This window comes from Phenylobacterium sp. (assembly GCF_030651185.1).
Lineage (GTDB): Bacteria > Pseudomonadota > Alphaproteobacteria > Caulobacterales > Caulobacteraceae > Phenylobacterium.
This window is the reverse complement of the sequence record NZ_JAUSCJ010000031.1, coordinates 70,915-95,597: the sequence shown is the minus strand read 5'-3', so window position 1 is coordinate 95,597 and position 24,683 is coordinate 70,915. Positions and strand designations below refer to the sequence as shown.

Genomic DNA, 24,683 nt, shown 5'->3' with positions numbered 1-24,683 from the left:
CCTAACGCGCCGCCGCCGTCAGCGCCTTCACCTGTTCGGACGTCATGGAGATCACCACGACGGTGGCCGGCGCATGCCGCTCGGCCACCTGGTTGGGCAGGTCCAGCCAGCGGACGTGGGGCGGGGAGGGCGGCTGGGCTGCCCAGGCGGAAAGGCCCGCCGCGCCGGACAGGGCCATGACGATCCAGAAGCCGGCCTGGGCGCGGGCGTGCGACGGACGCGCCTGCTTCAGCATGGCGACGCGGGCCTCCAGCGGATGCCGCGATGGGGCGGGCCAGTAGCAGCCGAAGGGCAGGGGCGTGGCCGCCAGCTGGGTCTTCAGCATGGTCTGGGCGTAGAGCCGGCGTTCGCTGGGCCGTCGCGCCATCACGGTGGCGTCGCAGGCCAGCTCCTGGTCCAAGCGCAGGTGGTAGCCGGCGATGTGGACCAGTGGGTTGAACCAATTCACGGCCTGGAACAGGGCGACCCAGGCGTTGGCCTTGGGATCGCCCCGGTCGATGTGGGCCCGCTCATGGGCGCGGACCAGGGCGCGTTCTTCAGGCGTGAAACGCGCCTCATGGTCGGCGGGCGTGACGATCCGCGGCGCAATCACGCCCACCACCGCCGGCCCCGCCGCCCCGGCCCTGGCCCGCCGCAGGAACCGCCACTGTCCGAAGGCCATCAGGGCCAGGAGCGCGATGATACCGGTCACCCAGGCCTGCGCTGCGAAGGAGACCGCATGCGGCTGCATCAACGGGATCGACAGGGACGGGGAGGGGGCGGACGTCCCGGTCGGCGCCTCGGCCGCCGGGATCAGGCTGGCGGCGAAGGCGAGCGGCACGATCAGCCACAGCCGGTAGGCGATCTCGGCGCCGAACATTCGCCGCGCGGGCAGGCGGAAGGCCAGCACCAGGACGATGGCCAGGCTGGCCGCGAGATTGGCCCGCAGCAGGTCGGCGATCAGGTCAGTCATCGTCGTCCAGCTCCGCGATCAGCTTCTTGAGGCGCGCGATCTCGTCGGGTTTCAGCTTCCGGTTCTGGGCGAAGTGCGCCACCAGCGGCGCGAGCTGGCCCTCGAACAGCCGGTCCAGCAGGCCCTGGCTCTCGTCCTGGACATAGTTGGCGCGGTCCACCAGGGCGACATACTGGTGGCGGCCCTCGATCCGCTCGGACCGGATGGCCTTCTTCTTCAGCAGGCGGTTGATCAGGGTCTTCACCGTCGCCTCGGCCCAGGGCTGGCGAGCGCGGACATCGGCCACGATCTCGTCGGCGGTCAGCGGCGTCTTCCGCCACAGCGCCTGCATGATCTGACTTTCGGCCTCGGTGATGTTCATTGGGACTACGCTTGTAATTTGGGTCGAGGCTACGCGCCTTCAGCTACAAGTCAACAGGGCCGATTCCCGCCAGCGCGACTCTCTGCGTCTGGTAGACTGGGGTTATGTCAAAGCTCGGATACGCCCTCTTCGACACCGCCATCGGCCGCTGCAGCCTGGCCTGGGGCGAGGCCGGGATAGTCGCCGTCCGCCTGCCCGACGCGTCGGACGAGCGGGCGCAGGCTAGGCTCGAGCCGCGCTTCCCCGGCATTGTGGAATCCGAGCCGCCCCCGGAGATCGCCGCCGCCATCGCCCGCATCCAGGGCCTGCTCACCGGCGCCAAGGACGACCTGGCCGACATTGTGCTGGACATGGGATCGCTGAGCGACTTCCAGCGGGCGGTCTACGCCATCGGCCGCGCCATCCCGCCGGGCCAGACCCTGACCTATGGCGAGGTGGCCAAACGCCTCGGCGATCCCACCGCCAGCCGCGCGGTCGGCGAGGCCATGGGCAAGAACCCGTTCCCGATCATCATGCCCTGCCACCGCGTCCAGGGCGCCGACGGCAAGCTGGGGGGCTTCTCCGCGCCCGGCGGCGGCGTGACGAAGCTGAAGCTGCTGGAGATCGAGGGGGCGACGTCGGTGGACAGTCTGCCGCTCTTCGCCCGCTAGGCCGAAGCCAGGGCGCTCTGGAACAGGATGGCGCCGTCGGCGGAGCCCAGCTCGGCCTCGAAGGCGCGGTCGGGGTGGGGCATCAGGCCCAGGACATTGCCCCGGGCATTGACGACGCCGGCGATGGCGTTGGTGGAGCCGTTGGGATTGTCCAGGTAGCGGAACACCACCTGCCCCTCACCCTCGATACGGGCCAGGGTGTCGGCGTCGGCGAAGAAATTCCCCTCGCCATTGCCCACCGTCATGGTCACCTCGCGGCGGCCGGCATAGCCGGCGGTGAAGCGGGTCTGGGCATTGGTGACCTCGAGATCCACCGGCTTGCAGACGTATTTCAGGGCCTCGTTGCGCAGCAGGGCGCCGGGCAGCATGCCGGCCTCGCACAGCACCTGGAAGCCGTTGCAGATCCCGACGGTGGCGACGCCGCGCTCGGCGGCCAGCTTGACCTCGTTCATGATCGGCGACAGAGCGGCCATGGCCCCGCAGCGCAGGTAGTCGCCGTAGGAGAAGCCGCCGGGCAGGACGATGAGGTCGATCCCGTGCGGCAGGGCGGTGTCGCCGTGCCAGACCATGTCGACGGTGGCGCCGGTGGAGCGCTCGATGGCGACCTTGCAGTCGCGGTCGCAGTTGGACCCCGGGAAGACGATGACGGCGGCTTTCATGGGCGGGGTTCCTAGGCCGATTTGACGGGGATTTCCAGGGCGGGCGGGCTCATTTCGCCCGCGCCCTGGCCAGGGCCTCGAGATAGGCGACCAGCTCGGCATAGCCCGTCTCGTCGCCGTAAGCGCAGCCGGAATTGCTGACGCCGGCGGGCGTCACCTGCTGCTTGAGGATCGCCGGATGGCCCGGCGCGCCGGGCTCGGTGACCATGTACGAGCTCTGGCCGCCCTGCGCGTTGTAGTAGCGGAACGGTTCGCCCCGCTCCTTCACCGCCGGCCGGGTCTCGGCCACGATCCGGGCGCTGAGAGCTTCGAAGCCCAGGGCGCAGTCCAGCTTGAGCGGCGGCCGGGGAGGCGGTTGGGTGGGCGTGCAGGCGGCGAGCGCCCCCATCAGCGGGAGCGCCCAGGGCCTCACGCCACCTCGACCCGGTAGCTTTCGATGACCGTGTTGGCGAGCAGCTTCTCGCACATGTCCTTGACCTCGCTCTCGGTCTCGGCGGCGTCCTTGCCCTTGAGGTCGAACTCGATGGTCTTGCCGACCCGGACGCCTTCGACGTGGCCCCAGCCCAGGCCATGCAGGGCGGCCTCGACCGCCTTGCCCTGGACGTCCAGCACGCCGGGTTTCAGGAACACATGAACTTTCGCGCGCACTAGTGCAGGCCTCCTTGGATCACGGTGGGCATCTCTTTCATGATCCCCAGCCGCCGGGCGACTTCGGTATAGCTCTCGATGACGTCGCCCAGATCGCGGCGGAATCGGTCCTTGTCCAGCTTCTCGTTGGTCTGGGCGTCCCAGAGCCGGCAGGAGTCGGGGCTGATCTCGTCGGCCAGGATGACGCGGGCGAAGTCGTTCTCCCACAGCCGGCCGAACTCCACCTTGAAGTCCACCAGGGTGATGCCGACCGCCCCGAAGGTGCCGGTGAGGAAGTCGTTCACCCGCAGGGTCAGGGCCATCATGTCGTCGATCTCCTGGGTCGAGGCCCAGTTGAAGGCGGTGATGTGCTCCTCGGTGACCATCGGGTCGCCCAGCTTGTCGTCCTTCAGATAGAACTCGATGATCGAGCGCGGCAGGGCCTGGCCCTCGGGCAGGCCGAAGCGCTGCGACAGGGAGCCGGCCGCCACATTGCGGCACACCACCTCCAGCGGGATGATCTCCAGCTCGCGGATCAGCTGCTCGCGCAGGTTCAGGCGCCGGATGAAGTGGTTCTGCACCCCGATGGAATTGAGCCGGGTCATCACATATTCGCTGATGCGATTGTTGATGACGCCCTTCCCCTCCAGAACCGCTTTCTTCTGTGAATTGAAGGCGGTAGCGTCGTCTTTGAAGTACTGGATGAGGGTCCCGGGCTCAGGCCCCTCGTAGAGAATCTTGCCCTTGCCTTCGAAGATCTTCTTGCGGCGGGTGGTCATACGCAGCCTTCTCCACGTGGCGAGGGTTCTGGCCGGGAGCCGAAACGAAAAACGCGCGCCGTTGGTCCCAACGCGCGCGATCCCGACTCCAAGCCTCTCGCCGATCTGAGGCTGGCGAAAAATAGACGATCAGACCCCGCTTCGCAAACGGCCATCGCCCGACACACGCGCCTTTGCGTTGCGAGCGCGCCCGCCAGGGGATATGCAGCCCCGTTAAGGCCGCACACCGGAGACCGCATGACCACCTTCAACGACCGCGAACGCGGTTTTGAGAACAAGTTCGCCCTGGACCAGGACCAGGAGTTCAAGGCCGGGGCGCGTCGCAACCGGATGCTGGGCGAATGGGCCGCGGGCCTGATGGGCCTGGAGGGCGACCGCGTCGGCGAATACGCCAAGGCCGTGATCAAGTCCGACTTCGAGCTGCCGGGCGACGACGACGTGCTGCGCAAGGTGTTCGAGGACCTCAAGGGCTCGGGCGTCAACACCAGCGAGGGCGACGTCCGCATGAAGATGGACGAACTGCTGGCCCAGGCCCGCGAGGCCATCAAGGCCGGGACCTAACCGCGCCCACACCTCGGCCCCGCCGACAACAACGCCGCCTCGCAAGGGCGGCGTTTTTTGTGTCTCATCCCCCGATGACCGCCGAATCCGCCGCCGCCCTGATCGCCCGCCTGGACCTGGCCCCCCACCCGGAGGGCGGCTGGTACCGCGAGACCTGGCGCGCGCCGGCTGAACCCGGCGCCGCCCGCGGCCCCGGCACGGCGATCCTGTTCCTGCTGGAGGCCGGCCAGACCTCCCACTGGCACCGCATCGACGCCACCGAGCTATGGCTGTTCCAGGCCGGGACCGCCCTGACCCTGAAGACGGCGGCCTCTGACACCGGTCCCATCACCGCGGTGCGCCTCGGCGCCGACATCCTGGCGGGTGATGCGCCGCAGGGCGTGGTGGCCCCGCGCGAATGGCAGGCGGCGCAGGCCAGCGCCGACGGCTGGGCCCTGGTGGCCTGTGTCGTCGTGCCGGGCTTCGAGTTCGCCGGCTTCGAGCTGGCGGCGGCGGGGTGGGCGCCGGGCGCTTAGGGGATCTGCACGACCTTGCTGCCGGCGCACCGATTCTTGGGCCCGTTGGTGGAGGTGATGGTGCAGGAAAAGGCGCTGCTGAGGGGCCCGCCCGTCCGGGAGAAGAAGCCGTTGAAACCGCCCACCGTGGCGCCCGCGCCCAGGGTGGGGACGGTGGGGATGGTGAAGGGCAGGGCGAGCAGGCCGGGCATCGGCGAATAGACAAAGCCGTTGGTGCAGGTGATGCCGGTCAGCTTCATGTTGCTGGCGGTTATGGGCCCCTGATTGGTCAGGTTGAACAGCACGTTGACCTTGGCGCTGTTGGTTCGGTTGTGCACGCTGAAGCTCAGGACCGGGCAAAGCTCCGGCGGCGCCGGCGAGGGCGCGGGCGTCATCGCCGCGCTTTTCGCCGACATCGGGGGCGTCAACGGCGCCTTTTGCTGGGCGTTGGCGGGAAGGGAGCCTGCCATCGCCAGGGCGATCGCCCCGGCCAGAACGATCATGCGCATCGGCGTTTTCCTAAGGTGAGGCTTAGGCTTAGGCCCTGGGAACCGCCGAGTCCAACCGCGTCACCTCGGCAGGTCCCGCGGCGCGACCCGCCGACCCCACGCGCGTCATCCCCAGCGCCCGTCATCCTAGGCCTTGTGCCTAGGACCCCTCTGTCGGCGCGCATCGCGATACCGGTCAAAGCTTCAACCGCGCCGCTCCGCCCGGCGGCTCTCCTGGATCGGAAACAGGGGTCCCAGGCACAAGGCCTAGGATGACGGGGGTGGGGGGCGGCCGCGTCGCTCACGCCGCCCGTCGCGCCGCGTAGCGGCCGTCGGGGAGGGCGGTGACGCGGCCATAGCGGGCGAGGGTGGTGAGGGCCTGGAGGACGCGCTGCTCGATCTTCTTGCCGCCGGCCTTGAAGGCGCGGGAGAGTGCGGCGGGGTCCATGGGGTGGGCGGCGGCGATGAGGATCGCCTCGATGGCCAGCAGCTGTTCGTAGCGGTCCTTGGGCCAGGGGGGCAGGCCCTTGTCGAGCGTCACTACGGTCTCGCCCAGGTCCAGTTCGCCGGTCTTGGCGCCCGCGCCCTTGGCGAAGCGGGGGATCTGGTAGTCGGGGCGCAGCCAGCGAACCTGGCCGGCGGCTTCTTCCTTGGCGCGGTCAGCGTTCGGTCGGATTGATGGGCTGTTGACGCTTTTCGGTCATTACACGCCCAGCGTTGCGGGCGACGAAAGCGTGGAGGCTTGCGGGCCCGTTCTCGAGGTAAGCTTTGACGACAGCGCCATTGATCAACAAGAATTGGAGATGTGTGGACACGGTAATCTCGCGCGCATAGTTGATTGCTTCGCGCGAAAAATCAGATGTGGTGACTACGGCGACGACATGAGATCTTCCATAGATCGCCAAGCCGACTTCCTTAGCCACGTCCCCAAGGCCGACGTTGGTCTTTACGCATTTGCATTGGACGTTCCATCTCGAAAACAGAAGTTGAGTGCCTTCAGCCGTGAGGTCCACTTCGGCGTACGCGGTGTCTTTGCTGCGCTGCCGGAACGAGCGCGGCTGAAGCCCCAAATCGATCAGCATTCGCAGCGCAAGTAGTTCGAGCCCGAGGCCCCGATCGTAAGTGGCTTCGCTCGTCAAAAGCCGCTGAATTTCCGAACGTGGCAGGTCGATCTTGTCGCGCAAATCCGCAGGCACCACCTCGTCAAAGTCGGGAACGACCGCGCTGAACGGCACCTCTAGGAGTTTGGCGGTTGCCGTCACCATACCGCTTTTGGCTCCGCGGCCCTCGGTCCGCGCCGTGAGCGCAATCCAGCCGGCCATTTCGAGCGGCCGGAGTACCTTCTTGCTCAGCTGGTCTTCGTCGAAATGCACTGAATAGTCCCGCAGGCACTCGTCAGTCACGAACTTGGCCGGCACGGTGTGAGTTGTTTCCGCCTCTGCAAGGCGGCGCAGGATCTTCAGGAAGATCTGCTGCTCCAGGGGCAGGGCTGCTATCTCGGCGCGCTCTTCTGATGACACACCCAAGACCCGCTTCAGGGCGCTGTCGATCGGCATGTAGTTCGCGGACTTGTCCAGGAGCCCGGCAGCCGCCATCCAGTTCAAGAGTGTCGTGTGATCGGTGGTGGCTGCCGACAGACCTTCGACACCGAGCAACTGCAGTTCGCGTTTCAAGCTGACTTTGCTGACCGGCTCGGCCCGTCTGTTTAGAGCCCGAACCGCTTCGATGATCATCATGCCGTTACGCGTCGCGACAACATGGGCGCTCAACGCTTCAGCGCCCGCGAGCGGCGTTCCGGCCGATGCAATCAGTTCGCCCTCGGGCGTCAGTCGCCTAGTCTTACGGTCAAACAGCCCAAGGCTTGTGAGACTGGCGGGGATATTCGTACTGGCCCGCTTGTTGTCGGCGCCGTTGAAGAAGTCGCTTGCCCAAGCGGCGACTACGGCGTCGAAATCCGGTGTCAGCCGCTTGAGCGTCAACAGAGGTTGGCGGACATCGCCGATAATCCCGGGCGAGAAATCATTGAAGGACGGCAGCCTCAAGCGGCTGCCTCGAAACGCCCTTGGAGGTGAGCGGAAAGCTGCCGACCGACGGCCTCAGCCAACACCGGTGGCACGGCGTTCCCGATCTGACGCCATTGTTGCTCAACGGTGCCGGCCAAATCGAAGTGATCTGGGAAGGTCTGCAGCCGCTTGATCTCTTCGATCCGTAGAATACGGCTCCGCCAATGGAATGGGCCCATGTTGTTCGAACGTCGGGCTTGGATCGTCCAGGAGGGCATGTCTGGGCTCAGTTTCAACAGGAAGGACCAGTACCGGCCTCGCCACTTGAATCGAGGCTCCGGGTGACCCCTCTTCTCAGTAAAATAAAGGTAATTGTCGCCTGGGGGAACAAGCTTCAGCAAGTCATTGTGCTGTCCACCTGCGTAGTGCCCCTTGTCGGACGCGGCTTCCTCGGTGTCCAAGTCGGCCATCACCTTGCCGGCCGGAACCCAAGGAAGCAGCCCGGTCGCGGTCGGGTCTTTTGAGTGGGTCGTAGCGGGGAGGTTCAGAACGCCGTCCAGAGATCCCAAGACGAAGCACCGCTCGCGGATTTGCGGAACGCCAAAGTCAGCCGCGTTCAAGACCCCCCAAGTGACCGTGTAACCCAGCGCTTCCGCGCGGGAGATGATCGTCTCCAAGGCGTCGCGGTGGACAGTGTAAGCAAGGCCCTTGACGTTCTCCATCAAGAAAGTTCGCGGCCGAAACCAATCCAAGACCTTCAAAAACCCGTCCACGGTCTCCCAACCGTTTGGGTCGTCAAGGGCTCTAGGCATGTCTTGGCGGTAAAACCGGCTCTTGGAAAAGGGCGGGCAGGGCGGGCCTCCAGCGACAAGATCAATCTCGCCGACTCGTGACCCCAGAGCTTCGATGAAGTCTTTGCGCGTGAAGCTGCCGATGCGCCCCGTGAGGAACGGCGTGCTCGGAAAGTTGCGCTCAAAGGAATTGGCGCACAGCGGTTCGTTGTCGGTTGCTAAGACTGTCTGAAAGCCTGCGGCGTGCAGACCAAGATCAAGGCCGCCGCAGCCGCTGAACAGGCTTATGCTGCGCAGCGCTTGGCCGGGACCGCTCATGCTACTGCTTCGGCGACGGCTCTCGCCATCGCCGCCGCCATCGGTGGCGGTACCGCATTACCGATCTGCCGAACACGCTCCCGGCGTGATCCGGCCATCTGATAGCCGCGCGGAAACCCTTGTAGCGCCGCCATCTCAACGGTGCGCAGCCGCCGGGTGTCCCAATGGAATGGGCCGGTCCAAGGCCCCGGCGACGCGGCAATGGTCCAAGACGGCCGTTCGGGAGCAAGCTTCAGGAGGAAGTTCCAAAACCGTGTTTCGGTAACAAAGCTCGGGTTGGGATGTCCTGCCCAAGAGGTGTGGGCCTTATAATTCGACCCGGGCGGCACGGTTCTTAGATGCTCAGCCCAGCGCCCCGTAACAACCTCTTCTGGTTCGAAATAGTCAGCCCCCCCCAAGCCATCGAGTGCGTCGCCCGCAGTCGCTGCTTGATCAAGATGCGGCGCAATCTCTGCGCCCATCGCGTGGGTTGGCAAAGGGGCTAAAGGCTTACGCTTACGTGCGCCTAGGAGGAATACGCGTTCTCGCGTCTGGGCAACGCCGAACTGGGCAGCATTGCCGGTTGTCTCGGTGACTTCGTAGCCGGCGGCAAGCGCGGCCGTGCGAAATCCCTCAAGTACCGGTCGATTGCGCGGATGTCTGATCGACGGCACATTCTCGAAAACGAAGCCGTCGGCATTCGATTCAAAGATCAATCGCCAGAACTCTTCCACTAGCGTGCGCCGTTCATCAGGCCGGGCCTCCGTTGGCGCAGCAGGACGAGTTACCATCTCTCCGGCGGCTCTCGCGCGACGATAGCGTGATTCATCGCCTTCCTCGGTCCAGTAGGCCGCCTTGGAAAACGGCTGACAGGGCGCGCCACCCACGACAATCAGCGGATCTCTTGCGTTGAGCCTAGCAACTTTACGCAAATCGTCACCGGTCAGTCTGGCCACATCGGCGCGCACAACCTCCCCATGATACCCTTCATTGAGGCGCATAGTTTCGCAGGCGAACGCATCAAGTTCAAAAGCAGCGCGCACGTCGCATCCCGCTGCGGTCGCGCCGATGCTGAGACCCCCAGCGCCAGCAAACAAATCCACAATGGGGAGGCCAGATTTGCGATTCATGGCGGGTCAAACTCGCGGAACGTAGGGGGAACATTCTTGCTTAGCACGATTCACTGGACCGTCCGGATTTTGCAAGGGGCTAGATGCAAAGTGCCGCTATGGGTTGTCGGGTGGAGTCGAAAAGGGACTGAGTACGGGGCCAGGAGCGCCATTCCCTCGAATGGGTATTCCGGTGCCAGTATTCCGGTGACAGTGCTTTCAATTGATGTGCTAGCTTTCAGTTTCCGATGATATTATTGCATTGGCATCTAAATTCTCCCTCGGCTTCCGCGAACAGGCTGGCCTGGCCGGCGATGGCGTTTTTCTTGCCGGGCAGGCGCGACTGCTTGGCCTCCAGGATGAAGGCGTTCCTCTTGTAGAGGTCGATGCGCTTGGGGGCGGTGGAGGCCTCGCTCAGGCGCGGCTTCACAGCGCGTTCGAAGACGTAGCCGTTGGCGGCGCGGTCGCTGCCGGCTGGGTTCGGCTGATCGACACCCAGCACCGCGCAGAGCTCGGTGAGGAACATGCCGTGGTTGGCGCGCTCCGCGCCGCCCTCAAGGTTCGACCAGCGCCGAATGAAGGCCTCGACGTCCAAGCTGATCTTCCCCCGCACGCTGAACTGGAGCGCGGTTCAACCTAGACGTTGTGGGCGGGGTGGCAAGATGCCGCTCCCTCGTCATCCTAGGCCTTGTGCCTAGGACCCCTGTTTCCGATGCGCGAGCGCCGCCGGGTGAGGCGGGGCGGTTGGCGCCTCGACCGGCCTGTCAGTGCGCGCCGAGAGAGGGGTCCTAGGCACAAGGCCTAGGATGACGGGCACAAGGCCTAGGATGACGGGGGAGGGGGTTGTAGGAGGGTCGCGATAATGTTCCCTCTTTGTTCTTGACAACCTCGGGCAATTATATACGTGACAAAGCAATGCCCACCGACGATGATTCGAACCGACAGGCCGGCGCTTCGATTGAGCTAACCCCCGCTATGATTGACGCGGGCGTGCCTTGGTTGCTGCGCTTCGACGTTGAGGCGGACGACCCGAGGGAAGTGGTAGCCCAGCTCGTCCGAGCCGCTTTGGGGGCTCGGGCGTAGTCCCCCATAGGAAGCTGGCGTTCGTAGAGACGTTTGCGCCTGTCCACGCGTTGAACGCGCGCTGCCCGGCGAGCGACGCTTCGGCCACATCGCGCTCAAGACGCTTCAAGCGTTCCGCCCTTAGCGGCACCCCCGGAGTTCGGGCGTGTCGGGCGGCGATGAATTCTCCTTTTTCAGACACGCGCCGCCCCCAGACGCCGTGGGCCGCGTGATTCCGCTGGACCTTCGCTGCGTTGGCGCTCGCGATGAAGTCGCGGACGGTAGAATGGCGCGTATCGTCGGAGATGAAGTCCAGCGACTGTTCGAGAAGTGCGAGTTTAGACCCGACCATTTTGTCGCCCAGCAAGAGGTCCATTTGGTGGGGGGCGAGATCGTGAACCCGCATCAGGAGTTGGTCGGCGAAGAAATCGACCTGAGCCCATATCGCCGAGATCCTGCCGAGCGCAATCAACTGCTTCTCGGTTAGTGGCACCTCGAAGGCGGTCACGATTGAGGTTATGTTTGCTGACATGACCGATAAGTCCCTTGAAGACGACAAGCCCGACGACGCAGCCTTTGAGCGGACGCTCCGCAATCTGGTGAGCACGCCACCGACGCCGCATGAGCCTTTGAAGAAGGGGCGCGAGCCGAAGCCCGCGCCGAAGTCAAAATGACCGACCTACGGGATATGTCGCTTGAGCCACGCGACCCCACCGTCTTGACCGTGGGCGGTGGACCACTGGCTGCCGGGCTTGAGTTCTATCACGGCAACGGCGTCGTCTGCGTCGAGAGTGCCGATGATCATCTGTCGGATCGTGCCCGATGGGCCAGTCAGCTGTGCGAGCCAGAGGGAGTCCAGGAGGCGCTGAGCCCTCCAGGTCGCGAGTAGCTCGTAGAGTTTGGTGTAGACCCGTCGTTTGTGCAGGTCGTAGGAGATTAGGTACAACGCCATATAACGGAACCCTTATGTCGGGCGCCGGAACGGGTTGACCGCAGCCCCTGATTCGGGGGACTACTTCTTTGCTCTGGCCCGCCCGTCCCGGCGGTTTCGGAAAAGCCCGGACGACGTTGGCGCGTCGCCGGGCACTACCCGTTTAGGGTGATTCACGATCCGTTCCGAGTCTTAAGGCGACGCTTCGCTTGGAGCTTCCGCGCCTTCTGCTTACGCGTTCGCGCCTTCACTAGGCCGCCGATAGGTGAGGCGCTTGCCGCCGATGCCGACCAAGGCGCGGTTGGTGCGCTCGGTGTCTTCCACGCCCAGACCTGAGCGGTTGGAGTAGCGGAAATCGAACTCCGCGAGGTAGCGCGAGAGGTGCGCTTCGCTGATGTGGTGATAGGTGCCGATCACGCCGCGCTTGAGGATCGAGAAGTAGTTCTCGACCGTGTTGGAATGGTGGAAGCCCTCGCGAACGTACTCGCCAGCGGAGTGATCCACGGCGCTGTGACGGTCGAACTCGCGACCCACGGCGGGGTACATGCGAGCGCCATCGGTCATCAGGTGCGACTTGCGGCTGGCGTTCTTCACGATCACCGGGCGCAGGGTCTTGGCGGTTACGTTGGCGACGTGGAAGGAACGGGCCTCACCATTGCGCTCAACGAGGGTGACGACGGCTTGCTTGGCGCCGAAAACGTCGCCCTTCGCGGCGCGCTTGGACTTGTGCTTGTTGGCCTCCTTGCCGCCGACGTAGGTCTCATCGACCTCCACGACCTTGCCCGACCCACCCAGCGGCGCGGGCGCATCAACGCGCATCGCTTCGCGGATGCGATGGAACATGAACCAGGCCGTCTTGTAGGTGACGCCGATGGTGCGGCTCAGTTGCAGGGCGCTCATCCCCTTCTTGGAGGACGAGAGCAGGTAGGTGGCGAGCAGCCACTTGTTCAGCTCGACCTTGGAGCGCTCGAACACGGTCCCGACAGTGACGGTGAACTGCGAGCGGCAGGCGTTGCACTGGTAGCAGCCCGCGCGAGCGGCCTTGCCGCCGACGTAGGTGGCTTCGTTCACGACCCCGCACTTCGGGCAGATCGGACCTTGCGGCCAACGGGTCGCCTCAAGATGGGCGCGGGCCTTGTCGGCGTCTTGGAAGATCGGATCGGTGAGGTTCATGGCGGGCGTCCTTCAGTAGCAAAACCCTACAGATTCAAGCCTGCTTTGTCACGTATATAATTGCCCAACCTCGCGCGGTTTTGGCATATTCCCGGCATTGGTCACGTCTGCGCCCTGAGGCGCGGGGGCCGGTGTTTTCCTTCATAATCAGAGGCTCGGGCGCGGGAGCGCGCGGGGAATTTGGCATGGGTGATGAGGAGAAGGCACCGCCGATCCTGAGGCGGCATCATTCCAGCTGGAACATGCCGGGTGATGAGCCGGACGCGGCGGACGCGGCGCAGGCTCCGGCGGCGGCGCGGACAGCGCGGCCGTGGCGGCGGTACACCGAGGTGCTGGCGACGGTGATCTGTCAGCGGGTGGCGGCCGGGGAGAGCCTGTCGGCGATCTGCCGGGACCCGGGCATGCCCACCCGCGACACGGTGCGGATCTGGCGGCGCGACCGGGCGGGGTTCGCGGCGCGGCTGACCCAGGCCCAGTTCGACGGGCGCCACCTGGCCGGGCGGGGGGGCGGTTACTGTCCCCACGTGGCCGGGCTGATCTGCGACCGCCTGGCCCTGGGGATGAGCCTGCGCCAGGCCTGCGCCCTGGAGGGGATGCCGGGCGAGACCACGGTCTATGGCTGGCTGCGGCGCCATCAGGACTTCCTGGACGCCTATGCGCGGGCGCGGGTTCTGCAGGCCCACCGGCGGTTCGACCAGGTGTGGGAGATCGCCGAGGCCGCCGACAAGGAGGGCGCCTTCCTGGCCAAGGTGCGGATCGACGCGGCCCGCTGGCAGGCCTCGCGCCTGGCGCCCAAGCGCTATGGGCTGAAGGCCGAGCTGGCCGAGGCCTATGAGCGGGCGGTCGAGCCGACCCCGCCCGAGCCGCCGCCGGAGGAAGAGGAGATGATGAATATCACCCTCGTCAGCTACACCCCCGGCGTGCCCAACAAGCTGGTGCGGATCCCGCGGGGAAAGGATTGAGGGAGGCGCCGGGACACCCTCAGGATTGCGGAGATCAGGTCCTGGGTTGAGTGACTTCTTCCTTCACGCGAAGGAGGTTTCCAGGCGCGGGGCGGGCGACCTAAGCTTCGCCGTGGTCTGGGGGGACCACCTCCATGATCACCAGACGCGACATCGTCGAGACAAGACCCGGCGCGGACCGTCCACGGGCGGGGACGCCGCTGATCGTGGCGCTCGGCCTGACGCTTTCGGTGGCCCTGGGCGGAGCGGCCTGGACCGACGCGGTGGAGCCGAGCCCCGCCCCGGAGGCCAGCCCGGCGCTCCAGGCCGCGCCCGCGCCCCTGGCGGCGGCGGCGGCGATCCCGCCGACCATGCCGACCCCGCCGACGGCGGCGCAGAAGGACCCCTGGCGGGGGTTCAACCGCGGTTCCTACGCCTTCAACGGGTTCCTGGACCGGGCGCTCGTGCGGCCGATCGCGCGGGCCTATATGAAGATCACACCCTCGCCGATCCGCAGGGGCCTGGGGCGGGTGGTCGACAACCTGCGGGAACCCTCGACGGTGCTCAATTCGAGCCTGCAGGGCCGCCCCAAGCAGGCGGTGCGGGCCGGCGCCCGCTTCGTCATCAATTCCACGGTCGGCGTCCTGGGGGTGTTCGACGTCGCCAGCCGGGCGGGGCTGGAGCGCAGCCGCGCCGACTTTGGTCAGACCCTGGGCCGCTACGGCGTGGACACCGGACCCTATCTCTATCTGCCGCTGGTCGGGCCGCTGAACCTGCGCGACGGGGTGGGGCAGGTGGTGGACGCCCTGACCGATCCCATATCCCTGGCGACGGGCGGACTGGGCAGCGACTTCGGGGCCGGCCGGCTGGGGGTCACCGCCCTGGACTACCGGGCGAGCGCCGACGCCACCCTGGAGGCGATCGCCCAGGAGGCCACCGACCCCTATGCGACGATCCAGTCGGCCTATCTTCAGAACCGGGAATCGGTGGTGCGCGAGGCCACCGGCGCGCCGGAGGTCCTGCCTGACTTCGAGGATCCGCCGGAGCTCCCGGCGCCCGCCGAGACGGTGGCCCTGGCGGCCCTCTCAGAGCCCATCTACTAGCCATGGCGCCCGTCCGCCCCGCGAGGAAAGCCACGATGCCGCCCGCTCCAGCCCGCCGCCACCTCCTCACCCGCCTGGGGGGCGTCCTGGCGCTCGCCGGGCTGGCCGCCGCCGCCAGGGCCCAGCCGGCCGCCCGGCGCAGCGCCCGCAGTCCGGAAGCCGAGGCCTTCGTCGCGGTCCAGGCCCAGAAGGTGCTGTCGGTGCTGGCCGACCGCAGCCTGAGCCTGGGGCAGAAGCAGCAGGCCTTCCGGCGGCTGATCGACCAGATCGCCGACGTGCCGAAGATCACCAATTTCGTGCTGGGCAAGTACGCGCGCAGCATCGAGCCCACGCAGCGGGCGCGGTTCAACACGGTGTTCCGGACCTATGCCGAGACCGTCTATCAGACCCGGATCTCCGAATTCCGGGGCGAGACCCTGAAGGTCACGGGCTCGGTGGCCCGGACGCCGGGGGATGTGGTGGTGGCCAGCCTGGTCCTGGGGGGCGGGCGCGACCCGATCCCGGTGTCCTGGCGGGTGCTGGGGGCCGGCGCGGCCTGGAAGGTGGTGGACGTCCAGATCCGCGGGGTCTGGCTGGCCATCACCCAGCAGCAGGACTTCGTCTCCACCATCGACAACGCCGGCGGCGACATCGGCGTGCTCATCGCCCAGCTTCAGCGCAACTCCAGGACTTGAAGGCCACCGTGCGGGGACAATGGGCAGAGACCATCATGGGCGTCCTGGTGCTGGGCCTGGCCGCCGCCTTCCTGGTCTATGGCCTGTGGACCGGCGGCGGCGGCCTGAGCCAGCGGGGATACGAGGTCACCGCCAAGTTCGGTGAGGTCGGGTCCCTGACGCCGGGCGCCGCGGTCAGCGTGGCCGGGGTCAAGATCGGCACGGTCTCGAGGGTCACCCTGGAGCCCGACACCTACCTGGCCAAGGTCGGCCTGGCCATTGACCCGGAGGTGCGGCTGCCGGCCGATTCCACCGCCAAGATCACCAGCGACAGCCTGCTGGGGGGCGTGCATGTCGCCATCGGGGCCGGCGGCGCGGCCGAGGACCTCAAGCCGGGCGGGGAGATCGAGAACACCCAGGGGGCGGTGGACCTGTTTGGCCTGATCGGTCAGGTGGTGCGGCCCCCCGCCCCGGCGCCGGAGCCCGAGTGACATGGCGCCGGCCGCGGCCTTGACCCCCGTCCGGGCCGTCGGACGCCTGGCGCTGCTGTCGCTGCAGACGGTGGGGGCGGTGAGCCTGTTCACCCTGCGCAGCCTGCAGGCCATCGTGCTGGGGCCGTGGTTTCCCGGCCAGATCCTGCGTCAGCTGGCGGCGATCGGCTTCTTCTCCCTGCCGGTGGTCGGCCTGACGGCGGTGTTCACCGGCGCGGCCCTGGCGCTGAACATCTATACCGGCGGCGGACGGTTCAACGCCGAGCAGATCATGCCGCAGATCGTCGCCCTGGGGATCACCCGCGAACTTGGCCCGGTGCTGGCCGCCCTGATGCTGGCCGGCCGGGTCTCGGCCACCATCGCCGCGGAGATCGGCGCCATGCGCGCCACCGAGCAGATCGACGCGATGAAGACCCTGTCCACCGACCCCTTCGGCTACCTGGTGGCGCCAAGGCTGGTGGCCGCGGTGATCGCCCTGCCGATCCTCACCGTGGTGGCCGACATCATCGGGATCGCCGGCGGATGGGCGGTCGCTGTCGGGTTCCTGGACTTCAATCCCACCGTCTATATCCGCGCCACCGTCGACTTCGTGCAGGCCGGGGACGTCGGGACCGGCCTGCTGAAGGCCATGGTGTTCGGGCTCATCGTCGCCCTGATGGGCTGTTATCACGGCTACCGCGCCACCGGCGGCGCGCGCGGCGTCGGGCGGGCCACCACCAACGCTGTGGTCTCGGCCGCCATCCTGATCTTCGCCTCCGACTACCTGCTCACCACCCTGTTCACCCAGCGATGACCCGTTCGCGGCCCAAGCTGGAGTGGCGCGACGTCACCAAGCGGTTCGGCGACGTCACCGTCCTGGACCGGCTGAACCTGAGCGTCGAGACCGGGCGCTCGATGGTGATCATCGGCGGATCGGGGCAGGGCAAGTCGGTGATGATCAAGCTGGCGCTCGGCCTCGTGGCCCCCGACAGGGGCAAGGTGCTCCTGGACGGCCGGGGGCTTCCGGGGTTTGGCGGCCACGTGCAGCGGCGGCTGCTGGCCCGCTCAGGCGTGCTGTTCCAGAGCGCGGCGCTGTTCGACAGCCTGACGGTCTGGGAGAATGTCGCCTTCCGGCTGATCAACGCCGACGGCGTGCCGCGCAAGGCCGCCCGGCGCCGGGCGCTCGACGCCCTGGCCAGGGTGCGCCTCGATGAGGCGGTCGCCGATGTCTTCCCCTCGGCCCTGTCGGGGGGGATGCAGAAGCGGGTCGGGCTGGCGCGCGCCATCGCCGCCGATCCGCAGGTGCTGTTCTTCGATGAGCCGACCACCGGCCTGGACCCGGTCACCGCCGCGGTGATCAACGAGCTGATCGTCGACCAGGTGAGGCGGCTGGGGGGCACGGCGATCTCGATCACCCATGATCTCGCCTCGGCCCGCAGGATCGGCGATCAGATCGCCATGCTGCACGAGGGCCAGATCGTCTGGCAGGGCGCGCCAGGCGAGCTCGACCAGACGAGCAACCCCCATGTCCGGTCCTTTGTGGGCCGGTAGCCTATTCCGCGGCCTTGGCCATCGCGTCCTGGCCGAACACCCGGGCGAAGATCACGTCGACGTTTTTGAAGTGGTAGCCGAGGTCGAAGAGGTCGCGGATCTCGGCTTCGGAGAGGGTGACGGTGGGATCGGCCAGCAGCAGGTCGATGAACAGGCCCTCGCCGCGCCAGACCTTCATGGCCGCGCCCTGGACCGAGGCGTAGGCGGTCTCGCGGGCCACGCCCTTCTGGGTGAGGGCCAGCATGACGCGCTGGGAGTGAACCAGGCCGCCCAGGCGGTCCATGTTCTTGAGCATGTTCTCCGGATAGATCACCAGCCGCTCGACGACGCCGGCCAGGCGGCGCAGGGCGAAGTCCAGGTGGACGGTGGCGTCGGGCGCGATGCCGCGCTCGACGGACGAGTGGCTGATGTCGCGCTCGTGCCAGAGGGTGACGTTCTCCATGGCCGGCACCACGGCCGAACGGATCAGGCGGGCCAGGCCGGTGAGGTTCTCGGTGAGGATCGGGTTGCGCTTGTGCGGCATGGCGCTGGACCCCTTCTGGCCGACCTCGAAGGGCTCCTCGGCCTCCAGCACCTCGGTGCGCTGCAGATGGCGGATCTCGGTGGCCAGGCGCTCGATGGAGGAGGCCACGACGCCGAGCGCCGCGAAATAGGCGGCGTGGCGGTCGCGGGGGATCACCTGGGTGGAGACGGGTTCGACGGCCAGGCCCAGCTGCTCGGCGACATAGGCCTCAACCTCGGGGGCCACATTGGCGAAGGTGCCGACGGCGCCGGAGATGGCGCAGGTGGCGATCTCGAACTTGGCCATCGCCAGGCGTTCTTTCGCCCTCTGGAACTCAGCGTAGTGGCCGGCCAGCTTGAGGCCGAAGGTGGTGGGCTCGGCGTGGATGGCGTGGCTGCGGCCGACGGTGGGCGTCAGGCGGTGCTCGAAGGCGCGGCGCTTGAGCGCGGCCAGCACCATGTCGACGTCCTCGATCAAGAGGTCGGTGGCGCGGCTGAGCTGGACGGCGAGCGCGGTGTCGTTGACGTCGGAGGAGGTCATGCCCTGGTGCAGGAAGCGGGCCTCGGGGCCGACGATCTCGGTGACGTGGGTGAGGAAGGCGATGACGTCGTGCTTCACCTCGCGCTCGATCTCGTCGATGCGGTCAGCGTCCCAGACCGCGTCGCGGCCCTTTTCCCAGATGGTCTGGGCGGCCAGCTTGGGGATGACCCCCAGCTCGGCCATCTTGTCGGCGGCGTGGGCCTCGATCTCGAACATGATCTTGAAGCGGGTCTGGGGCGACCAGATGTCGGCGGCTTCCTTGCGGGCGTAGCGGGGGATCATGTCGAGGGCTCCTTACGGCCCGGTGGATAGCTCCACCGGGCCGATTTCGCCACCCCGGATGTAGCCCTACGCCGCTTCGCCGCGGTCGGTGCGGGCCTTGGAGAGGGCCTTGGTGAGGCCGATGGAGCCCAGCAGGTAGTGGAAGGCGGCCCACAGGTAGAAGCAGATGGAGACGATGACGCCCGAGCGCGTCGCCTCCACCAGGCTGGCCTTGCACTGTCCGACGAGGGCGAGGCTGGCCCCCTCCGGCGCCTTGCCGCCCGGGCAGGCGGTGGCGAAGCTGGCGGCGCCCAGGTCGCCGCCGAACAGGCCGCCGAGGCCCGCCAGGGTGCCGCCTGCGCCGACGTGGTTGAAGTTGAACTGGGCGAACTGGTCGATGATCCAGCCGGTGAAGGGCGGGCCGCCGCCGAGCGCCAGCAGGTTCAGGAAGAAGAACAGCAGGGCCGTGGCGGTGGCGCGGCGGTGGGTCGGCACCATGTTCTGCACCACCCCGAAGGTGGGGCCCAGATAGGTGTAGTGGAAGATGCCCGGGATCAGCAGGATCAGGGCCGCGGTCTGCCATGAGGGCTGCAGATAGGCGGCGATGTAGATCGGCGTGGCGATGGCCAGGCCGATGGCCGGCGTCAGGGCGTACCAGCGCGGCGAGCGCTTGCTGAGCCGGTCGGTGATGAAGCCCCCCAGCAGGGTTCCGATGCCGGCCGAGAAGCCCCCCACCAGGCCGGTGATCAGGCCGACCTGGGCGTAGTCCAGGCCAAAGGCGCGGGTGAAGTAGGGCGGCACGAACTGGCCTGAGCCATAGGAGCCGAAGGAGGCGATGGTGACGCCCAGCACCATGTGCAGGACCGGCCACTTGCCAAACAGGGTGCCGGCGACGGCGGCCAGCTCCTTGAACTCGCCGGCCAGGGAGAACTTGGGGGCCGGGGGGGCGATGTCCTCAGGCGAGGCGGGCGCCTGGTCGGGCTCGGAATGGCCGCGCGGCGGCTCCTTGATCACCAGCTTCATGACGATGGCGATGAGGATGCCAGGCGCGCCGACGATCAGGAAGGCGACGCGCCAGGAGAAGTTCTGGGCCAGCCAGCCGCCGGCCACGGCCCCCAGCATGGTGCCCAGCGGGATGCCGAAGGAATAGATCGACAGCGCGCTGGCCCGACGCTTGGGTTCGTAATAGTCGCTGATCAGGGAGTGGGCGGGCGGGGAGAGGCCCGCCTCGCCGAACCCGACGCCGAAGCGGTAGGCGGCCAGCTGGGCGAAGCTGGTGGCCGTCCCGCACAGCGCGGTGAAACCTGACCAGATCAGGATGGCGGCGGAGATGATGGAGACGCGGTTGAACCGCTCGGCCATGCGGGCGATCGGGATGCCCAGCAGGGTGTAGAGCAGGGCGAAATACAGCCCGCCCAGCAGGCCAAGCTGGGTGTCGGTGATCTTCAGGTCATCCTTGATGGCCTGGCCGATGGTGGAGATGATCGTCCGGTCGATGAAGTTGAGCGTGTAGGCGGTGACCAGCAGGCCCAGCACCACGCCCTTGTAGCTGTCTGAATAGACCGGCTTGCCGCCGGCGTCCGCCGCCGCAGTCATACGCACATCCCCCTATGCACTTTCTTGGCGGGACTTTAGGCGGAGCCGGTGGTCGAGGGGAAGGGGCGCGCGGCGGCTGATGCTCCGCATGGCGATAAGTCGACTACTGGACAGACGGGCGGTCAAGGTTGGTGGTGTGGTGTCGCTTCCCGCAGAGACATACCCCCGTGCCCGCCTACATCTTCTATCCCTATCTCGCCGGAGGCTCCGGCCTGACGTTCGAAGCCGTTGAGCTCACGGACGACGAGGCGGCGATGGCGCAGGCGTTGAAGGTCCTGGCCGAGCACGGCAGCGCCGCCGAGGTCGAGATCTGGCGCGACGATGAGTTGATTCATCGCGAACGGCGCGATGCCGGCTGCGGGTCCCTGGCGACCTGAGCCCAGGCCTCAGGCCGCGACTTTCAGCAGGCGGTCGAAGCGCATCTTGCCCAGGCCGTAGCATTCGCAGGCCTCCCGCTCGAGCCCGGCCCGGTCGAGGATGGTGATGGCGCCGCGCCGGTAGTCGATGAGGCCCGCGCGCTTGAAGGCGCTGGCCACCAGGGTGACGGTGGTGCGCTGCACGCCGAGCATGATCGCCAGATATTCCTGGGTCAGGGGCACGACGGGGCCCGACACCCGGTCCTGGGTCATCAACAGCCAGCGCGCCAGGCGTTGACCGGCCTCATGCAGGGCGTTGCAGGCCACCGACTGCTGGGCCTGGCTGATATTGGCCTCGATGTGCCGCAGCAGCAGGTGCAGGAGCGGCGTGCTCTTGAACGCCCGGTCGCGCAGTTGGGCGACCGGCAGGCGGATGGCGCCGCCGGCGACCTGGGCGAAGACGCGGCTCGAGCTGGGCTCGCCGCTGAGGGCCGAGGGCAGGCCGCTGACGCTCTCAAACCCGATGGTGGCGCTCTCCACGCTGCGTCCGTCCCGGGTGGGGGTGACCACCGAGACCACGGCGCTGGAGGGAAAGAAAATCGCCTCGATGGGCTGATCGACCTCGTGCAGCACGTCGCCCGCGGACAGGGCGGTTTCAGTCAGAAAGGGGCCGAGCGAGGCCATGTCGTCGGGCTCTAGGGCCGACAGCAGATAATTTCTAAAATTCACTGAGGTCCAGACCAATCGGTCAAATAACTGCGATGCAACAAGTCGAGTATGTCACAGATATCGTCGCAAGTGGTCATATAATTGTTTGATCGTATTTATGAGGTGTATTTCAAAAAACAGAAATCTGCGATGAGGTTGGCGGTAAGTATTGTCGAATACGGCCTATGTGTTGTGAGATACACTAAATGATAGATTGCCGACTTTGAGTCTAGACGCCTGTTTTGTGGCGTCCGTCGAAGTTACGCGGGGGCGGTCGATCCATCTGTGAAGGAACGTGGCGCCTATGGGGGGCGGCCCGGCGACTGTGGCGCGTCACACAGCAAACCGCCCCAGACGATGCTGGGGCGGCGCGATCTCGTCAGTCTTGTGAAGGGCAGGCGCGCCGCGCGCAGGAAAGCGCGCGCGGCGACCTGATCAGTTGGCTTGGGCCGGAGCCAGCTCAGCCATCAGTTCTTCCTTGCGGGCGGCCATGCGCTCGCCCATGGCGTCGAGGTCTTCGTCGCCCTTCTTGGCTTGCGAGAACATGCCGCCGGGCTCTTCCTCTTCCTTGACATGGTGTTTGATGTATTCGCCCAGCACCTTGACCTTGGCGTCATAGAACTGGTCGGACGGCTTCATCGCCTCGATCTCGGCGATCATCTTCTTGGCGCTGTCGTGCTCGACATAGGCCTCGTCCATGAGGTCGTCTTCAACGTCGCCGCGCTCCTCCGGATAGAAGATCTCTTCCTCGATCTGGATGTGGACCTTGAGCGCCAGGGCGATCTTGTTGAAGAGGGCCAGCTTCTCGGCGTCCTTCTCCAGCTGTTCGTACTCGTCGAACATGGCGTCGACCTCGCGGTGATCCTTCTTCAGCAGGCTGATGGCCAGCGGGTCGCGGCGGTTGGTGCGGCGCGTGCGGCGCGGCGCGGTCTTCTTCGACGTGGTTTTTTTGCTCGTGTCGGCTTTCGCGGTGGTCGCCATGAGGTCCCTCAGTTCCTGAATCTGCGGGCGGGGTCGCCCAGACTCCGGAAACACGCTTTTTCGCCGCCAGTTCCGGCGGATATCCGACAGAAGTGCGAGAATTGCAGCGCTTGCGAGACGGTCGCAAAAACCCCGGGGGCCTGTGGCGCTAGTCCTTGCGCACCGGCAGTTCCGACAGTGGGGCGTCGGCGGCGAAAAACCGCCAGGTCCCGATCAGGGCCCTTGTGCGGTCATGGATCAGCACGCGGGCGTCGCGACCGGCGGCGGCGAGCCGCGCGGCCAGAGCCTTGGCCTTCTCCTCGGCCTTGGCGCCGGAGAGGAACATCAGGGGGGTGTCGTCGAGGGGCGACAGCACACGCCAGCCGCCGGAAACCGGGACCACGGAGATATCGTCATCGGCGATGGGGTCGCGGGGCGCCGGAGCGCCGGGAGTCGATTGCATGGGCATGTCTCTCCTCTGCCCCCATCAAGCGCCCAAAGCGTGGCGCTGTCAGTTGCAGGCCGACACAATCACGCAGCTTTGAATCGGGTTCCGAGCGGCTCAGGCGTTCCGCGCCATCAGCCCGCCGTCGACCGGGATGGTGACGCCGGTCAGGTAGCTGGCGGCGGGCAGGCAGAGGCTCAGCGTGATGTGGGCGACTTCTTCGGGGGCGCCGTAGCGGCCGAGCGCCGTGCGGCGTTTGGCATAGGTCTGGCGGGCCTCGTCGGGGATGGCGTCGGTCATGCCGGTGAGGATCGGCCCCGGGCAGATGCAGTTGACGGTGATCCCCTCGCGGCCGAGTTCGACGGCCAGGGCGCGGGTCAGGCCGGTGACCCCGGCCTTGGCGGCGGCATAGGCGCTGTCGCGGGCCGTGGCGCCCAGGGCCTCGGTGGAGGCGATGTTGACGATGCGCGGGGCGGCGGACTTGCGCAGATGGGGCAGGGCCGCGCGGATCACCCGGTGGTGCGAGGTCAGCAGGACGGCGATCGAACGGTCCCAGACCGCCTCGTAGCCCTCATCGTCGATGGCCGCGAAGCCGGAAATCCCGGCGTTGTTGATCACGCAGTCCAGGCCGCCGAAGCGGACGGCGACCTCACCCACCACGGCGATGATCTGATCGGGGTCGGCGACGTCCAAAGACCAGGGATGGGCCGAGCCGCCAGCGGCCACGATGGTCTCGGCCACGGCCATGGCGGCCTCGGTATCGCGGTCGGTGACGGCGACATGAGCGCCCTCGCCGGCGAAGACCCGGGCGGTGGCCGCCCCCATGCCGCCGCCCGCCCCGGTGACGAGGACGACGGAACCCTGGACCGAGCGGCTGAGCGACATGGAGTGATCCTTCAGGAGAGCGACAGGCCGCCGTCGACGATCAGGGTCTGGCCGTTAACATAGGAGGCCAGGGGCGAGGCCAGGAACAGGGCCGCGCCGGCCATGTCGTCGGGCGTGCCCATGCGGCCGGCGGGGATGGCCCGCAGGGCGCCGGCCAGGCGGTCGGGGTTTTCGGTGGTGACGGCGGTGAGCTTGGTGGCCACCAGGCCCGGCGCCAGGCCGTTCACACGGATGCCGTCCCGGGCCCAGGCTTCGCCGAGCGTCTTGGTCAGGCTGATGGCGCCGGCCTTTGAGGCGGCGTAGGCGGGGTTGCCGCGGTTGGACTGGAAGCCCGAGACGGAGCTGACGATGATGATCGAGCCCTTGGCGGCGGCCAGCCGGTCGTGGAAGGCGTTGGAGCAGTCCATCAGGCTGTCGAGATTGACGGCCATGACATGGTCCCAGCCGGCGGGCGCGAACTCCCCACGCCTGTAGATCACCGTGCCCTGGCACAGCACCAGAACGTCGAGGGCCGGGAGCCTGGGGGCCTCGGCTGCGATGGCGGCGCGGTCGGAGACGTCCACGCTCGCATAGGTCAGGCCGGCGAGATCGGAGCCTTCGACGCCGTCATAGTCGGCCGCCTTCGCCCGCGTCCCCCAGACATGGACCGCCGCGCCGCGCGTCCTGAAACCGTGAGCGATCCCGTTGCCGATCCCGCTGGACCCGCCCACCACGAGGACGGTCTGGCCAGTGAAGTCGAGGTCGGACATGGCGGGCTCCCTTTGCGCAGATCAGA

The 24,683-nt window shown here is 67.0% G+C and carries 32 protein-coding genes; 12 read left to right on the top strand and 20 right to left on the bottom strand.

Annotated features, from left to right (window positions below; all coding sequences use genetic code 11):
* Position 1: 1 nt before the first annotated feature.
* Both Q7J39_RS15440 and Q7J39_RS15435 read right to left on the bottom strand, forming a co-directional pair.
* Complete coding sequence (locus tag Q7J39_RS15440) at positions 2 to 952, bottom strand: M56 family metallopeptidase (RefSeq protein WP_304826959.1); 951 nt, start codon at positions 950 to 952, stop codon at positions 2 to 4.
* Positions 945 to 1,313, bottom strand: coding sequence for a BlaI/MecI/CopY family transcriptional regulator (locus tag Q7J39_RS15435; RefSeq protein WP_304826956.1), 369 nt, complete (start codon positions 1,311 to 1,313; stop codon positions 945 to 947). Before Q7J39_RS15435 ends, Q7J39_RS15440 begins: the two co-directional genes overlap by 8 nt.
* A gap of 104 nt (positions 1,314 to 1,417) precedes the next feature.
* Between Q7J39_RS15435 and Q7J39_RS15430 the strand changes: the two genes are divergently transcribed.
* Complete coding sequence (locus Q7J39_RS15430) at positions 1,418 to 1,963, top strand: methylated-DNA--[protein]-cysteine S-methyltransferase (RefSeq protein ID WP_304826953.1); 546 nt, start codon at positions 1,418 to 1,420, stop codon at positions 1,961 to 1,963.
* Here Q7J39_RS15430 and purQ read toward each other — a convergent pair.
* The 4 genes from purQ to purC are packed head-to-tail and all read right to left on the bottom strand — an operon-like array spanning position 1,960 to position 4,028.
* Entirely contained in the window at positions 1,960 to 2,622 is a 663-nt protein-coding gene (purQ, locus tag Q7J39_RS15425; protein WP_304826950.1) for a phosphoribosylformylglycinamidine synthase subunit PurQ, read from the bottom strand. The two genes, Q7J39_RS15430 and purQ, sit on opposite strands and share 4 nt — an antisense overlap.
* A 49-nt stretch (positions 2,623 to 2,671) precedes the next feature.
* Positions 2,672 to 3,034, bottom strand: a complete 363-nt coding sequence (locus Q7J39_RS15420) for a hypothetical protein (protein WP_304826948.1) — start codon at positions 3,032 to 3,034, stop codon at positions 2,672 to 2,674.
* Positions 3,031 to 3,270 carry a phosphoribosylformylglycinamidine synthase subunit PurS gene (gene purS / locus Q7J39_RS15415; RefSeq protein WP_215339286.1) on the bottom strand — a complete coding sequence of 80 codons (240 nt, stop codon included), beginning with the start codon at positions 3,268 to 3,270 and terminating at the stop codon, positions 3,031 to 3,033. The genes Q7J39_RS15420 and purS overlap by 4 nt, the downstream gene beginning before the upstream one ends.
* Positions 3,270 to 4,028 carry a phosphoribosylaminoimidazolesuccinocarboxamide synthase gene (gene purC / locus Q7J39_RS15410; protein ID WP_304782251.1) on the bottom strand — a complete coding sequence of 253 codons (759 nt, stop codon included), beginning with the start codon at positions 4,026 to 4,028 and terminating at the stop codon, positions 3,270 to 3,272. The genes purS and purC overlap by 1 nt, the downstream gene beginning before the upstream one ends.
* Positions 4,029 to 4,265: 237 nt before the next feature.
* Here purC and Q7J39_RS15405 point away from each other — a divergent pair, with 237 nt between their 5' ends.
* Together Q7J39_RS15405 and Q7J39_RS15400 are read left to right on the top strand one after the other, a co-directional pair.
* Positions 4,266 to 4,589 (top strand): DUF1476 domain-containing protein, encoded by a 324-nt coding sequence (locus Q7J39_RS15405; protein WP_304826945.1) that lies wholly within the window; start codon positions 4,266 to 4,268, stop codon positions 4,587 to 4,589.
* Positions 4,590 to 4,663: 74 nt separating this feature from the next.
* Positions 4,664 to 5,104 (top strand): cupin domain-containing protein, encoded by a 441-nt coding sequence (locus Q7J39_RS15400; protein ID WP_304826942.1) that lies wholly within the window; start codon positions 4,664 to 4,666, stop codon positions 5,102 to 5,104.
* On the opposite strand, the gene Q7J39_RS15395 is transcribed toward Q7J39_RS15400, so the two are convergent.
* From Q7J39_RS15395 to Q7J39_RS15370, 6 genes are all read right to left on the bottom strand, one after another.
* On the bottom strand, positions 5,101 to 5,592 hold the full coding sequence (locus Q7J39_RS15395) for a hypothetical protein (RefSeq protein ID WP_304826939.1): 492 nt from the start codon (positions 5,590 to 5,592) through the stop codon (positions 5,101 to 5,103). The genes Q7J39_RS15400 and Q7J39_RS15395 overlap by 4 nt on opposite strands.
* 280 nt (positions 5,593 to 5,872) lie before the next feature.
* Positions 5,873 to 6,112 (bottom strand): hypothetical protein, encoded by a 240-nt coding sequence (locus tag Q7J39_RS15390; RefSeq protein WP_304826935.1) that lies wholly within the window; start codon positions 6,110 to 6,112, stop codon positions 5,873 to 5,875.
* A gap of 118 nt (positions 6,113 to 6,230) precedes the next feature.
* On the bottom strand, positions 6,231 to 7,613 hold the full coding sequence (locus Q7J39_RS15385) for a restriction endonuclease (protein WP_304826932.1): 1,383 nt from the start codon (positions 7,611 to 7,613) through the stop codon (positions 6,231 to 6,233).
* Positions 7,610 to 8,683: a DNA cytosine methyltransferase gene (locus Q7J39_RS15380; protein ID WP_304826929.1), complete on the bottom strand. Its 1,074-nt coding sequence runs from the start codon at positions 8,681 to 8,683 to the stop codon at positions 7,610 to 7,612. Before Q7J39_RS15380 ends, Q7J39_RS15385 begins: the two co-directional genes overlap by 4 nt.
* Positions 8,680 to 9,792, bottom strand: a complete 1,113-nt coding sequence (locus Q7J39_RS15375) for a DNA cytosine methyltransferase (protein WP_304826925.1) — start codon at positions 9,790 to 9,792, stop codon at positions 8,680 to 8,682. The genes Q7J39_RS15380 and Q7J39_RS15375 overlap by 4 nt, the downstream gene beginning before the upstream one ends.
* A 217-nt stretch (positions 9,793 to 10,009) precedes the next feature.
* Positions 10,010 to 10,366, bottom strand: coding sequence for a type IIL restriction-modification enzyme MmeI (locus Q7J39_RS15370; RefSeq protein WP_304826921.1), 357 nt, complete (start codon positions 10,364 to 10,366; stop codon positions 10,010 to 10,012).
* Between the two features lie 753 nt (positions 10,367 to 11,119).
* On the opposite strand from Q7J39_RS15370, the gene Q7J39_RS15365 reads away from it, so the two are divergent.
* Together Q7J39_RS15365 and Q7J39_RS15360 are read left to right on the top strand one after the other, a co-directional pair.
* Positions 11,120 to 11,320 carry a hypothetical protein gene (locus Q7J39_RS15365; protein WP_304826918.1) on the top strand — a complete coding sequence of 67 codons (201 nt, stop codon included), beginning with the start codon at positions 11,120 to 11,122 and terminating at the stop codon, positions 11,318 to 11,320.
* 43 nt (positions 11,321 to 11,363) lie between these two features.
* Positions 11,364 to 11,507, top strand: a complete 144-nt coding sequence (locus Q7J39_RS15360; RefSeq protein ID WP_304826914.1) for a hypothetical protein — start codon at positions 11,364 to 11,366, stop codon at positions 11,505 to 11,507.
* A gap of 488 nt (positions 11,508 to 11,995) precedes the next feature.
* Here Q7J39_RS15360 and Q7J39_RS15355 read toward each other — a convergent pair whose 3' ends face one another.
* Positions 11,996 to 12,937 carry an IS1595 family transposase gene (locus tag Q7J39_RS15355; protein WP_304826911.1) on the bottom strand — a complete coding sequence of 314 codons (942 nt, stop codon included), beginning with the start codon at positions 12,935 to 12,937 and terminating at the stop codon, positions 11,996 to 11,998.
* Positions 12,938 to 13,122: 185 nt separating this feature from the next.
* Between Q7J39_RS15355 and Q7J39_RS15350 the strand changes: the two genes are divergently transcribed.
* The 6 genes from Q7J39_RS15350 to Q7J39_RS15325 all read left to right on the top strand — a co-directional run bounded on the left by Q7J39_RS15350 (position 13,123) and on the right by Q7J39_RS15325 (position 17,655).
* Entirely contained in the window at positions 13,123 to 13,899 is a 777-nt protein-coding gene (locus Q7J39_RS15350) for a hypothetical protein (RefSeq protein ID WP_304826908.1), read from the top strand.
* 134 nt (positions 13,900 to 14,033) lie between these two features.
* Positions 14,034 to 14,981 carry a VacJ family lipoprotein gene (locus Q7J39_RS15345; RefSeq protein ID WP_304826905.1) on the top strand — a complete coding sequence of 316 codons (948 nt, stop codon included), beginning with the start codon at positions 14,034 to 14,036 and terminating at the stop codon, positions 14,979 to 14,981.
* Positions 14,982 to 15,016: 35 nt separating this feature from the next.
* The gene (locus Q7J39_RS15340) at positions 15,017 to 15,655 is read left to right on the top strand and encodes a phospholipid-binding protein MlaC (protein WP_304826902.1); all 639 of its coding nucleotides are present in this window, start codon (positions 15,017 to 15,019) and stop codon (positions 15,653 to 15,655) included.
* 8 nt (positions 15,656 to 15,663) lie between these two features.
* On the top strand, positions 15,664 to 16,125 hold the full coding sequence (mlaD, locus tag Q7J39_RS15335; protein WP_304826899.1) for an outer membrane lipid asymmetry maintenance protein MlaD: 462 nt from the start codon (positions 15,664 to 15,666) through the stop codon (positions 16,123 to 16,125).
* Between the two features lies 1 nt (position 16,126).
* Positions 16,127 to 16,918: an ABC transporter permease gene (locus tag Q7J39_RS15330; RefSeq protein WP_304826896.1), complete on the top strand. Its 792-nt coding sequence runs from the start codon at positions 16,127 to 16,129 to the stop codon at positions 16,916 to 16,918.
* On the top strand, positions 16,915 to 17,655 hold the full coding sequence (locus tag Q7J39_RS15325; protein WP_304826893.1) for an ABC transporter ATP-binding protein: 741 nt from the start codon (positions 16,915 to 16,917) through the stop codon (positions 17,653 to 17,655). Before Q7J39_RS15330 ends, Q7J39_RS15325 begins: the two co-directional genes overlap by 4 nt.
* Position 17,656: 1 nt before the next feature.
* Here Q7J39_RS15325 and purB read toward each other — a convergent pair whose 3' ends face one another.
* Together purB and Q7J39_RS15315 are read right to left on the bottom strand one after the other, a co-directional pair.
* Positions 17,657 to 18,979 (bottom strand): adenylosuccinate lyase, encoded by a 1,323-nt coding sequence (gene purB, locus Q7J39_RS15320; RefSeq protein ID WP_304826890.1) that lies wholly within the window; start codon positions 18,977 to 18,979, stop codon positions 17,657 to 17,659.
* 66 nt (positions 18,980 to 19,045) lie between these two features.
* Positions 19,046 to 20,554 carry an MFS transporter gene (locus tag Q7J39_RS15315; RefSeq protein ID WP_304826887.1) on the bottom strand — a complete coding sequence of 503 codons (1,509 nt, stop codon included), beginning with the start codon at positions 20,552 to 20,554 and terminating at the stop codon, positions 19,046 to 19,048.
* A 167-nt stretch (positions 20,555 to 20,721) separates the two neighbouring features.
* On the opposite strand from Q7J39_RS15315, the gene Q7J39_RS15310 reads away from it, so the two are divergent.
* Positions 20,722 to 20,931: a hypothetical protein gene (locus Q7J39_RS15310; RefSeq protein WP_304826884.1), complete on the top strand. Its 210-nt coding sequence runs from the start codon at positions 20,722 to 20,724 to the stop codon at positions 20,929 to 20,931.
* Between the two features lie 9 nt (positions 20,932 to 20,940).
* Here Q7J39_RS15310 and Q7J39_RS15305 read toward each other — a convergent pair whose 3' ends face one another.
* From Q7J39_RS15305 to Q7J39_RS15285, 5 genes are all read right to left on the bottom strand, one after another.
* The gene (locus Q7J39_RS15305; RefSeq protein WP_304826881.1) at positions 20,941 to 21,594 is read right to left on the bottom strand and encodes a Crp/Fnr family transcriptional regulator; all 654 of its coding nucleotides are present in this window, start codon (positions 21,592 to 21,594) and stop codon (positions 20,941 to 20,943) included.
* A gap of 459 nt (positions 21,595 to 22,053) precedes the next feature.
* Entirely contained in the window at positions 22,054 to 22,599 is a 546-nt protein-coding gene (locus Q7J39_RS15300) for a hemerythrin domain-containing protein (protein WP_304826878.1), read from the bottom strand.
* 148 nt (positions 22,600 to 22,747) lie between these two features.
* The gene (locus tag Q7J39_RS15295; protein WP_304826875.1) at positions 22,748 to 23,041 is read right to left on the bottom strand and encodes a hypothetical protein; all 294 of its coding nucleotides are present in this window, start codon (positions 23,039 to 23,041) and stop codon (positions 22,748 to 22,750) included.
* 99 nt (positions 23,042 to 23,140) lie between these two features.
* Positions 23,141 to 23,908, bottom strand: a complete 768-nt coding sequence (locus tag Q7J39_RS15290; RefSeq protein WP_304826872.1) for an SDR family NAD(P)-dependent oxidoreductase — start codon at positions 23,906 to 23,908, stop codon at positions 23,141 to 23,143.
* A gap of 11 nt (positions 23,909 to 23,919) precedes the next feature.
* Entirely contained in the window at positions 23,920 to 24,657 is a 738-nt protein-coding gene (locus Q7J39_RS15285; RefSeq protein WP_304826869.1) for an SDR family NAD(P)-dependent oxidoreductase, read from the bottom strand.
* Between the last annotated feature and the right edge of the window lie 26 nt (positions 24,658 to 24,683).